The sequence below is a fragment of the Pseudoalteromonas sp. NFXS53 genome, assembly GCF_056629255.1.
Genome location: NZ_JBWVBR010000008.1, coordinates 35,496 through 48,002 on the forward strand (window position 1 = coordinate 35,496; position 12,507 = coordinate 48,002).

Below are 12,507 nucleotides of genomic sequence, written 5' to 3' on the forward strand. Positions count from 1 at the left end.
CCGCGCAAAACATAAATTTATCATACGTGTTACTTCTAAATACGGGCAATTTAAGCCGTTCTTTCAACCTTATTTTTTACTGGCAACTGGATTGTAAATACAGTACCTTGATTGTCAGAATCAACGCTCAATTTACCATTATGCTCTTGGCATATAATTCGATAGCAAATCGCTAAACCCAGTCCGGTGCCCTCTCCTACTGGCTTGGTCGTGTAAAAAGGTGTGAAAATATCTTTTAGGTGTGACCTTGGAATACCACAGCCTGTATCACTGACTTTTATTTCTATCCAGTCATCAATAAATAGTGTGCTAATTACGATTTTTCCTCGCTCAGAAATCGCCTGCTTTGCATTCATGATGAGATTCATAAACACTTGGTTGAGCTTACCAATATTGACCGGCACCTCAGGTAAAGGCTGTAAATCAAGGGTGACTTCACAATCTGTTTTAAGCTCATTCCGTAAAATATTTAAAGTAGACTCAATCCCTTTATTAATATCTGAGAGAATAAAAACATCAGAGTCTTCCCGTGAAAAACGTTTTAAATCTAGCATTATCTGTTTGGCTGATTTAAGTCCATTTAACGTTTCTTGCGTCAGTGCTGATAAGTCATTTAACACATAGTTAAACTCTTCGTCATAAAGCAAGGTCCTACTCGAAGCAGGCAGGTCTGGATCAGATTTTACTCGTTGAATTACTTGGGTTAGTTCAGGCAAAAAGTCTTCTAAGACTGTGTTTAGATTGCTTATTGAAAAACCCAAAGGAGTATTAATCTCGTGGGCAATCCCTGCTGATAACACACCCACAGAGGCCATTTTTTCAGATTGGATCAATGCAGCTTGATTCTTCGCCAACTCATTTAAACTATGTTTTAACTCATCGTTACTTCTTTCTAAACGAACTTGTGTTTGCTTCAATTTCAATTGGTATTGCGCTGATGCAATACGCGGTGAGGCAATGTTAGCTATCACCTGTAATAAGGCTTGTTCAAATTCAGAATAGTCTTTTGGCTTATTTGATTCAGAGTCTATTACAGCTATGGTTTCTCCTTCATAGACTACAGGTACCGCAAGTTCAGACAAACCATCATATTGATCATTTATGTAGCGAGGATCAGTACGAGTGTCACAGACGATTTCAGATTCCCCCGTTAAAGCAACAGTGCCAACAATACCCTCACCCACTGGTATTTCTATTCGCTCAAAAATTTCTCTGTCTTTGGGGTTTTTGATACCGAAAGCTGCCATTTGCACAAGTTTATCGTCATTACGCAAATAAATGACGCAATCATCAAACTCCATGATTTCGCCAACACCTTGTGCAATTGACCAAAGCAAATCATCTAACTCAGCTTGGTTCAACATGGCTAGCGCAAAAGCATTAATTTTATCGACACCATACATCATAAGCAGCACCTCAAAGTATGCATATAAAAAAGCATAGTTGAGATACTGCGTTAAGGCTGAGTAAAAACCATTTAAATGGTTAATTTTTTATTAAACTAGCGCACTCTAAATTGTTTAACAATCCCATCTAGTTCACTGGCAAGTTTGGATAAGTTATCTGCAATTTGAGAAGCTTGATCGGCCCCTTCCATCGTATCATGCGCTTTCTCATTAACGTTTTGCACACTGTCACTGATTTGCTGGCTCACCACATTTTGCTCTTCTGATGCACTGGCGATTTGTACATTCATATCTTTAATGGTACCAACTGAGTGAGAGATCGTTTCTAAAACTTGCTCTGTTTTAGCCGTTTTTTCAGCAGTTTGCTCTACACCTTGCATATTTGCACGCATAGAATCGACTGAGCGTTTTGCTTCATTTTGTAGCTTAGAAATCATCACCTGTATTTCTTCAGTACTTTGTTGAGTCCGACTTGCTAATGACCTTACTTCATCAGCTACAACTGCAAACCCTCTGCCCTGTTCACCAGCACGCGCAGCCTCAATCGCGGCATTCAAAGCAAGTAAGTTAGTTTGATCTGCAATCCCTCTAATTACATCAAGAATAGACCCCACTGACTCCGTTTCAGCTTCTAAGTTTTCTATGGTTTGGCTAACATTGAGCATAGTCTCTACTAATTCAGCCATGGCTTGTTGCGTTTCTTGCACAACCTCTTTACCCGAAACCGCATCGTTATCTGCATTCATTGCAGAGTCAGCCGCCATTTGCGCACTTTGTGTGATTTCATTTACGGTGGCAGCCATTTGATTCATCGCTGTGGCTGTTTGTGTTAACTGATCAGTCTGTTGCTCTGCGCCTATTTTTGATTGTGTGGTGATCTGATTCAATTCTTTTGATGTGTTGGTCACTTCAGTCGTTGACTGCATCACTTGCGCAATCATGGCATTTAACCTGTCGACCATTTCGCGCATAGCTAAATAAATGCCCGTCTCGTTCCCGGTATTTTGGAAACGATAAGTCAAGTCACCTTGTGATACAGCTTGGACAATTTTCTCCATTTCTGTTGGCTCACCACCAATGGGGGTGCGAATGAGGTTTGAAATGAAGTAACTCAAGAAGATACCGACCACGATAACAATCAGTGAAAATACAATAATTGTCACCATTGCAGATTCACTCTCAGCTTGTAATTCAGGACCAATCTCATCTTGTCGACTTTTACTAGCTAACTTAATTCTCTCAATTTGCTCAGCAATTTCAGGCCCTATCTTATTCAATGAATTCTCTATGATGTTGTTGCGAGAAATAATGATATCTTGGACTTTTTTAATGCCTTCAACATATACCTCTGAGCGACGCTTAAAATCATTAAATGCAGCAATATCACTGCTATTACTTAATACCGCTTTTAATTTATCTGCTTCTCGCGCCACTTCATCGAACTCATCTAAAGCGCGCTGATATTCTTCCACAGAGTTATTGATAAGGAATTTACTGACATACAACCGACCAAGTAGCAGTGCTTCTTGTAATTTTGAGGACTTATGCAGTAAGTCAGTATCTCTGATTGATGCACTTCTATCAATTATCTTGGTAATACTTTTACGCATCTCAGCGCCATTGCCATCTAAATCATTTTGCACAAGAAGGTTTCTTTGTTCGAACAATTGAACCACTTGATTAAAAGCATCTTTGTATTGCTCTGCCTTAGATTGAATGTCATTAATTACACGGATTTTATTTGGATCTTTAAACTGAGATTTCCCCTGAGCAATAAGATCGTTTAGCAAAACAAATCGCTCGTTAAGTTGATTAACACTCTGTTGGTCTTGTTCTTTTAAAAACTTCAGTGCATTAAGGCGAACAGACAATAAATTCGCTTGTATTCGACCAGATAAATTACTATCTCTGGCGTTCATTCGGTATTCGACAAAGTTGTCATGACCAGAGCTTAACGCAAAGTAGGACACTATGCTCACAACACTCAGCAGGGCAATCATTAAACCAAAAGCTAGGTTTAGTTGGGCGTTTAGTTTTAGACGTTGAAACATTAAAATGACTCTCAGTGATTAACACATCCTGTGCATTTTATATCCATGAAAAGACTAGTTTTATAACTATAGATGATATATTAAATTTTGCGGGATAATATTGATTAAAATTAACTTTTTAGAAATAAAGCTGGCAATGCCAGCTTTATTGATTATGCAAGATGCCACAATGCTATTTGATGGTACACGCCAATACCAATCACCACATTTAACGGGAAGGTCAAACCCAACGAACTTAGCATTGCCAAACCAATATCAGCCTCTTTAATGGATGCTTTTATTGCGGCTGGTGCTGCAATATACGAGGCACTGGCCATAATACTCGAAAGCACAACGATAGAGCCTAAAGTTAAACCTAGTGCGGCCCCAACAAACACACCTAAAGTGCCCAAGATAAATGGTACGGTTAAGGCAAATATTGCCAACTTCCAATACTTAAATGGCATTGGTCTTAACGTTTGCGCCGCTGTAATACCCATTTCTAATAAAAATAGCGCTAGCACGACTTTAAAGCTTGAGGTCAATAAGCCTGTTACTTGTGCCCCTTGCTGTTCGCCATACATTAAACCGATAAACACACCACCAACAAGCAAGATAACACTTTTGTTCGTTAACGCTTCATGCCACAAAGCCTTCATTGATACTTGCGAGCTAGTATCTTGAGAAAGTCTTCTAAATAACAACAAACCAACAATAATTGCTGGTAGCTCTAGCAATACCAGGTACAGAGTAACTTCTGCACCGACTGTTAATTGATTTGTTTCGGCATAAGCCAGCGCTACAGCAAAAGTACCGGCGCTTACTGAGCCATAGTGGGCTGCAATACTTGCACTATTGGCAATTGATAAGCCAATCAGCTTTCTTAAAATCGGGAATAAACTCAGTGGAATAAGTGCCCCTAACGACACAACCGCCAACATTTGCGGTAATAAAGACCAGCTCACATTACCATGTAATGCTATCCCCCCTTTTAGACCTATCGTCAACATGAGAAGCAGACTTAACGTGTCATAGGTAGCTTTGGGTATAGCAAGATCAGATCTTAATAAACCCGCAACGAGCCCAAGAATAAAAAACATTACGATGATATCTGGCATAAGCACTCCTTAATTTCGACGAGCGGCATTGTAAAAGACTCTTAATATTGATAAAAATTAAACTTAAAGAATACACCTATAGATAAATATCAATATGATTGAGCGATATCTCACTTTTCGGCTATTGAGAGTCTATGTGACTTTAGTACAAACAGGTTCAATTAGTGAAACTGCAAGACGCCTTCACCTCACTCAGCCAACCGTCTCGATACAATTAAAAAAACTGCAAGAATCAGTGGGACAAACACTTTATGTTTTTAAACAACAAAAGTTTGTTTTAACTGAAGCTGGTAACGCATTGTATTTATCGTGTCAGCGTATTTTTGCTTGTTTAGATGAATTTAATGCACAGCTTACTGATATTAAGGCTGGGCATTCTGGGCACTTAAAAATTGCTATGGTGAATACGGCGCAATACATCTTGCCTAGGTTAATTGGGCCTTTTCAGACGCTATATCCTGAAATAGACATTACCCTTGAAATCGGTAACCGTGAACAAGTGTTACAACGTTTCGAACGCGGGCTAGACGACCTGTATGTATTTAGTCACCCGCCCTCTCTTGAACATGCGATAGCTGAACCTTTCTTAGCAAATCCTCTGGTTTTAGTTGCTGATAAAAGCCATCCTTTAAGTTCACGCAGCAGCATCAAGGCAAATGAGCTGGTTGAGCATCGCTTTTTAATGCGTGAACAAGGCTCAGCCACTCGAATGATGTTTGACGGCTTTTTACAAAGTAACAGTCTTGCGCCTGCCCATATGCAGCAACTTTCAAGTAATGAAGCAATCAAAGTGGGGATTTCATCGGGTATGGGGATTGGTATGCTTTCTCAACATGTTTTAGATCTCCACAACGCAAATTTAACCGTATTACCCGTTGAGGGGCTGCCCTTAGTTAATCATTGGTATTTTATTGCAAGAAATGACCGCTATATGCCAAAAACAGCGTTAAAGTTTTTATCATATTGCCAGTCATCGGTCGAAGACGTGCTTGGTCGTCCTTGGCAAGGCGAGCTAGAAGGGAAAATAGTCTCGTTTTTTGAGACTTAGTAGAGTAGTCCCCCGCTCTATAGTGCTTGCCAGATAAATTTGCAAAATGCCACGCAGAACAAAAATAAACGCACATGCATTTATTAATATCAATTTAAAACAAGCGATTAAGCATTGGACTTGATCATGCATCTACTGGTAAAACTCTAAAACCCTAGGTGCTAACATGATTAAAAGATGCTTAATCGCGGCTGCATTAACGCCATTTCTGGCCAATGCCGCACCTTTTGAAAACTGCCCAAGCCAAGCTTTTTTAATGCAAGACAATAATGCCAAAATGTATGGCATTGACTTAGCGTCAGGGAGAGCAAATCTCATTGCTGGCACCCTAAGATTAAATGGTTCTGAAGATACAGCTAGTGTTAATGCCATAGGTTTTAACTTTAAAGACCAATATTTATATGGTTTTAGAAAAGAGAGCAAACAAGTTGTTCGAATTGAACAAACCGTTGAAGGCGAGACAATTCATTACGATTCAACAGCGCTGAATGTTAGCGGTTTACCTGAGGGTATTCATTTCTTTGTTGGCGATGTAAAAGTCAGTGGCAATGCCCCTGCTGAAGGTGAAACCGATAACCGTACATCGAGCTACTTTATTTACAATAAAGGGAGAGGTCTATTCGAAATCCCGCTTTCTGATGACTTAAATGCGCCACTCACAGCGACTAAACAACCGGGCAGTGAGAGTTGGTCTACAACAATTTATGATTTCGCATTTCACCCTATCACTAACAAACTTTATGCGATGGAATCTGATGGTGATCTGTTTGAGATTTCTCTTGAACCAAACAGCACCCCCGAGCTGGTTACGCGCCTAGATATTGGTTCAGATACCGGTGCTTTTGGTGCGGCTTATTTTGGCGTGCAAGATGTTTATGATGAAGCCACTGGCGAAACAACTGAAAACATTATCTTTTATGTTAGCAATAATAACTCTGGCAATATTTTTAAAGTCGACTTAACCAATGTACCTGACGATAAATCAGGCTATAACCCAACCACAGAGATCTTCACGCTTGGCCCTAAATCAGGGCAAAACGACGGCGCGCGTTGCGCTATCGCAAAAGTCGAAGTAACAGATGAATCTATGGATTTCGGTGACGCACCACTCCCCTATCGCAGTGCACTTGATAACAATGGCGCACGCCATGTATTCGACCCCAATCAAGATAGCCAAAACCTTATTTTCTTAGGTGACTCTGTAGACGGAGAAAACATCAACACCAGTAGCGATATGAACATTGATTATTCAGACAGCTCTGATGACGGTGTTATCTTAGCCACAGACTTCGCTGCAGGTTTAACCGCGCAAGTCATCGCTACGGCATCACAAGCAAGTACCCTATATGCCTGGTTTGACTGGAACCAAGATGGCACTTTCTCAGAAGACGAAAAAGCCATTGATAAAGTTAATCTTGCTCAAGGCGCTAACAGTATTTTGATTGATGTACCTGAGGACGCAGCTAATGGCAACTCATGGGCTAGATTCAGAGTCACTGACGGACAAGAGGCAACTTTAACTGCCTATGGCGCGGTACAAGGTGGAGAAGTTGAAGACTACGAGTTCGAAACATATGGATCTGAAAGTTACCCAGGCCAAAACGATTGGGTAACTCTGGCCTATGAGGATCGCTGGCCATACCTTGGTGATTCTGATTTTAATGATTTAGTCCTTCATTATCGCACCAATAAATATTTCTCATCTGAAGGGGTAACAAGCTACCGCATTGAAGGTGAAATTCTTGGTGTAGGGGCCAGTTTCCATAATGGCTTTGCTGTCAGACTCTACGAAAAAGATGTTGATTCTGGCTTGGTTAAAGTACTTTCTGCGGAGCAAATCGACAGCTCAAACTCAAATTTATTTATTAATGGTCAAGCAGTTTCACAAACGATTATTGAACCTAACAGAACTGAAGCCATTGCCATTGTCGCATCTGATATTTGGGATCATATTTATGTGCAAAATGGTTGCGAATATTTTAGAACTGAGGTCAATTGCGATGTGAACGCTAAAGTCACTTTCTCAATGACCTTACCACTTAAAACGGCGCTTTCGCCTGAAAATGCACCGGGTAGTATGCTCGACCCGTTTATTTTTGCAAGTAGCGGCCACTACCATGGTGATGCAATCTCAGACGGTAATTACAGAGGCTTAGAGGTTCATTTAAAGAACCAAGTACCCACAGAAGCATTTAACACCGCTCTCTTTTCTGTTGCAGCAGATGATGCGAGTAGCCAAAGTGAATCATTATATTTTCAAACCGAGAACGGCATTCCATTCGCTTTAGCTATTGGCGCGCCTTGGCGCCATCCTCATGAACGTATTGATATAAATCGTGCTTACGACAAGTTTGCAGACTTTGCCACCAGCAACGGTGAATCAGCACCGCTTTGGTACAACACAGTGAACACAAACATCACCATTAAATTTGGAGCAGAGCAATGAACAAATATCTTATTTTATTAACTAGTTTACTTGCCCTGAGTGCCTGTGGCGGTGGTGGCAGCGAAAGTGATAGCAGCGTATCAAACACATCGGCGAGTTCGTCTGCTTCAGAGCAAACCAATAACACTTCGAACTCAGATAACTCATCACAAACTGATAACTCTGATAGTTCGAGTGATGATACAAATAATGAAGACAATGCTAGCTCAAACTCTGAAGTCATTATGACAAACCTAACAATTGATCAATCGTTTGACTTGAAAACAGATTTTGATTTATTGATAGATGCCAAAATATCTACAGGCAATGTAAGGGCATATTTAAATGTCTGTCAAAGTAAAGTTGACTCTAACAAAGCTGATTATCAAAACTGTATTTTAAGAAAACCGATTAAGAATGGTGAGCTGTCGCAGCAAGTAACTTTAAGTCGCCAAGACATCGCCCTTGTCGCGGAAATCTGGCTTTATGATAGCAACCCTGAGCCACTTAGATATCAATGGCAGTATGACGCCTTGTTAAATAAGCAGATATTTGAAATTAGATACTAAACTTTTGATTTTTTGACAAAAAAGCCGCGGATTAAAACCTGCGGCTTTTAGTCTCATTTTCAACACGCAATCATCTAATTAAGTGTTTGTTTAACAATTTATTAATACTGAGCTGTAAACGATAATTGGTAAACTTCACCACCATCAAAGTCGATGATACTGCCGCCTAAGTGAAACTTATCATTGAAGAAGTATTTCGCTTGGATGCCTAAGTCTGAATCATAAGAGCCTGCACCAAAAGACAAGTTACGGCTAAGATAATAATTTGCTATCAAGTTCGTTCCATCAAAACCGTCGTAATCAGAATGCTGAAGATCAACACTTAAAAAACTATCACCTTCAATATGCATGAAGTAACGACTCGATAAAGACCAAGTATCAAAGTCAGATTTAGTTTCGAATGTTACACCTAAATAATCAGTTTCATTAATTTGATGGTTATATTCAGCAGTTAGCATAGTACGATTATTTGTGCCGTTATGCTTTTCATAGCGCGCGCTTACTTTTAATTTGTCTTCAAATAAATAACCGAAGCCAACAAATGCATCATCACTGATGTGTCCCACATCAGCGCTTCCAGCAGACACAAACCACTTTGGTGTTGCAAACCACTCACCTGCGATTGATAAATCTCTTGTGTTATCGTAATTGAAGTAGGCGACGCCAATATTACTATCTGTATTTAGATACCCAAAGTCATCCCATACGCCTGAATGCTCTTGCTTTTCGAAAAAATAATGGCTCGACAATTGGTAAGCATTAGTTGTCCTGCCAAAATCTCCACCATCCAAATGCATATAGCTTAGATTGTTGAATAATTGTTTAGACTCATCAGCTGCAGAAGAAAATGAAGAAAGAGCTGCGATTACTGCAACAGTAAGAAGTTTTTTCATGGTATTCCTTTAATTTCCATTGAAAACATAATCAAATGAGGCGGCATTCTAATCGAAATTGCCTTAACCTCAAATGACTATTTGTTACAAAATTCTCAATTCTCTAAAATTAATTATCTTTATAGTTCAGTAAATTAAAGGCACACTTTGTGTACTTCCGACAAATGTTCAGTCAATTTAAAAACTAGGAGGCTCTTTTGAGCGCTAACGACAAAAAACAGCAGTCTGCTTTTAAAAGTCTGCTACCTATTTTTGGTTTTGTAAAACCTTATAAGCTAGTTGCGCTTTCGGCCTTACTAGTACTGTTATTTACTTCTGGTTTGAATCTTTTATTAGGTCAAGGCGTGAAATATGTCATCGATCATGGGTTTATAGCAGGCTCAGTAGAACAGCTCACCAATGCCGTCTTTGTTATGATTGCACTGATTGTTTTATTTGCAGGCGGCACATTTACCCGATTTTATTTAATGAGCTGGATTGGTGAACGAGTTTGTAATGACATCCGTAAAGCGGTGTTTAATAAAATTATTCACCTTCATCCGAGTTACTTTGAAGAAAATCGCAGTGGCGAGCTGATGTCACGCTTAACCACGGACACAACACTATTACAATCCATCGTAGGTTCTTCATTTTCAATGGCGCTGCGCAGTGTATTGATGATGATTGGCGGTTTAATCATGCTATTCATTCTGAACTTTAAACTAACTTTGCTGGTAATGCTTTGCGTGCCTTTGACCCTGCTCCCTCTTTTCTTCTTTGGAAAAAAAGTACGTAAGCTTTCAGAAAGCAGCCAAAGTGCTATTGCGGATATAAGCACCTATGCAGGTGAAATCATTCAAAATATCAAGGTAGTACAAAGTTATACCCATGAAACAAAAGAAAAAGCCGCATTTGGCGAAGAAGTAGAAAAAGCTTTCACAGTCGCAAAACACCGTATTACACAGCGCGCAATCTTGATTGCAGCAGTCATTGGTTTAACCTTTAGCGCCATTACCGTAATGCTCTGGGTTGGTGGCATGGACGTGATCGCTGGACGTATGTCAGGCGGTGAATTGGCTGCCTTCGTTTTTTATGCCGTGATTGTCGCTTCAAGTGTCGCAACTGTCTCTGAAGTATATGGTGAGCTTCAACGTGCAGCTGGTGCTGCAACCCGATTATTAGATTTATTGAATGTAAAAAGTGATATTACTAACAAAGATAATGCCTCTTTGCTTACTTGGCATCAGGATGCCCATTTAAAATTTGACAATGTCACCTTTAATTACCCTTCTAGACCTGAAGTTGCAGCGCTAGATAAAGTGAGCTTGACAATCGAAAAAGGTAAAATTGTTGCCATTGTTGGCCCTTCAGGCGCAGGCAAAACAACCCTATTTGAGTTATTACAGCGCTTTTACGACCCGCAAACCGGAAACATTTTTATAGGCGAGCAATCAATTGACTCTCTGACTTTAGATTCTCTTAGACACACAATGGGCATGGTGCCGCAAAACCCTGTGCTATTTAGCTCCGATGTCTGGCACAACATTCGCTATGGCAACCCGGACGCAACTGACGAGCAAGTAATAGAAGCCGCAAAACGTGCCCATGCACATGACTTTATTACCAGTTTACCCGAAGGCTATGCCAGCTTTTTAGGCGAGCAAGGCGTTCGCTTATCAGGAGGACAAAAGCAGCGTATCGCGATTGCTCGAGCTATTTTAAAAGACCCATCGATTTTATTGCTTGATGAAGCCACTAGCGCCTTAGACGCTGAAAGTGAATTTCATGTTCAAGCTGCTTTAAACGAACTTATGCAAGATAGAACGACGTTAATTATTGCCCACCGCCTAGCAACAGTGATGCACGCTGACACTATAGTAGTGATGGATAAAGGGCATATTGTTGCGCAAGGCAACCATCAAACACTGCTCAAAGAATCAAAGCTATATCAAAGACTTTGTGAGTTACAATTTGAACATTCAGGTAAATTAGATTAGTCATTTTCTATATTTTGATTTCACTAACAATATTGCTTATCTCCTAGCTTGATTACACCCTATCAAGCTAGGTAACCTACTCTGAAACAAACTATTCAAAATATTTGAACATACCCATCAATTTCCTCCACTTATTTACCTCAACAAAACTTGCTAAATTTACCTCATCAAAACATTAGAGATTAAATAGCATGAAAATTATTCGTACCAACAAAGCACACGCCACCCAAGATGGTGCTGGCGTCAACATTAGCCGTATTGCGGGTTTTGACGGTAGAAGCCTAGACCCATTTTTGATGATCGATGAACTAAAATCAGACAACAAAAGTGATTTTATGGCAGGCTTCCCCGCTCACCCTCACCGTGGAATTGAAACCTTTACTTATATTCGTAAAGGCGGTTTTGAGCACCAAGATCAAATGGGGAATAAAAAGGCCATACGTGCAGGCGACGTACAGTGGATGAGCACTGGCCGCGGCGTAATACACTCTGAAATGCCACTCGCTGATGCCGAACATGGCATGCACGGCTTTCAGATTTGGTTAAATATGCCAGCGAAAGACAAGATGCGCCCACCTCGTTATCAAGATACCACGGAGCAAAAAGTCCCAGTATTACAAAATGACACTGGTGTAGAGCTCAGAGCACTGGCTGGTACTTGGCAACTAGAGCTACAAACCGCGACATCATCAATTGATGAATTAGCCGGTAATGGCGCGATTGCCGATGTAATATTGCCAGCGAACACTGAAACAACCTTGGACATTTCGGCTCACAGTAAAGCCCTTGTTTATATTCACTCTGGATCTATTGCTGGTACTGAATATGTCGAAACATACCAGTTTGAAGTAGATCCCAAAGCACCACTGACTTTAAAAGCAGGTGAAAAAGGGTTAGGTGTTTTAGTGTTAGTCGGTGAGCCTATTAGAGAGAAAATCGCCCACATGGGGCCTTTTGTAATGAACACTCAAGAAGAACTTCATCAAGCAGTTCGCGATTATCAAATGGGCCGCTTTGGTGACATTGTGTAAAACTAGATTAA

General features: G+C 40.3%; 9 protein-coding genes. 5 read left to right on the plus strand and 4 right to left on the minus strand.

The genetic code is table 11. The features are described 5' to 3' along the window. Positions 1–50 precede the first annotated feature (50 nt). From AC1HJP_RS10230 to AC1HJP_RS10240, 3 genes are all read right to left on the minus strand, one after another. Complete coding sequence (locus AC1HJP_RS10230) at positions 51–1,406, minus strand: sensor histidine kinase (protein WP_480361719.1); 1,356 nt, start codon at positions 1,404–1,406, stop codon at positions 51–53. Positions 1,407–1,501: 95 nt separating this feature from the next. Then, positions 1,502–3,457: a HAMP domain-containing methyl-accepting chemotaxis protein gene (locus AC1HJP_RS10235; protein ID WP_480361720.1), complete on the minus strand. Its 1,956-nt coding sequence runs from the start codon at positions 3,455–3,457 to the stop codon at positions 1,502–1,504. 152 nt (positions 3,458–3,609) lie between these two features. Then, a complete protein-coding gene (locus AC1HJP_RS10240; protein ID WP_480361721.1) occupies positions 3,610–4,554 on the minus strand; it encodes a sodium-dependent bicarbonate transport family permease in 945 nt (314 codons plus the stop codon). 94 nt (positions 4,555–4,648) lie between these two features. Here AC1HJP_RS10240 and AC1HJP_RS10245 point away from each other — a divergent pair, with 94 nt between their 5' ends. The 3 genes from AC1HJP_RS10245 (at position 4,649) to AC1HJP_RS10255 (ending at position 8,596) form a co-directional block, all read left to right on the plus strand. Further along, positions 4,649–5,602 carry a LysR family transcriptional regulator gene (locus AC1HJP_RS10245; protein ID WP_480361722.1) on the plus strand — a complete coding sequence of 318 codons (954 nt, stop codon included), beginning with the start codon at positions 4,649–4,651 and terminating at the stop codon, positions 5,600–5,602. A 166-nt stretch (positions 5,603–5,768) separates the two neighbouring features. Then, entirely contained in the window at positions 5,769–8,048 is a 2,280-nt protein-coding gene (locus AC1HJP_RS10250; protein ID WP_480361723.1) for an LruC domain-containing protein, read from the plus strand. Next, entirely contained in the window at positions 8,045–8,596 is a 552-nt protein-coding gene (locus AC1HJP_RS10255; protein WP_480361724.1) for a hypothetical protein, read from the plus strand. The genes AC1HJP_RS10250 and AC1HJP_RS10255 overlap by 4 nt, the downstream gene beginning before the upstream one ends. Positions 8,597–8,697: 101 nt before the next feature. Here AC1HJP_RS10255 and AC1HJP_RS10260 read toward each other — a convergent pair whose 3' ends face one another. After that, positions 8,698–9,489 (minus strand): putative porin, encoded by a 792-nt coding sequence (locus tag AC1HJP_RS10260; protein WP_480361725.1) that lies wholly within the window; start codon positions 9,487–9,489, stop codon positions 8,698–8,700. A gap of 197 nt (positions 9,490–9,686) precedes the next feature. Between AC1HJP_RS10260 and AC1HJP_RS10265 the strand changes: the two genes are divergently transcribed. Beyond that, the gene (locus AC1HJP_RS10265; RefSeq protein ID WP_480361726.1) at positions 9,687–11,465 is read left to right on the plus strand and encodes an ABC transporter transmembrane domain-containing protein; all 1,779 of its coding nucleotides are present in this window, start codon (positions 9,687–9,689) and stop codon (positions 11,463–11,465) included. 191 nt (positions 11,466–11,656) lie between these two features. Next, entirely contained in the window at positions 11,657–12,496 is an 840-nt protein-coding gene (locus AC1HJP_RS10270; protein WP_480361727.1) for a pirin family protein, read from the plus strand. Positions 12,497–12,507 lie beyond the last annotated feature (11 nt).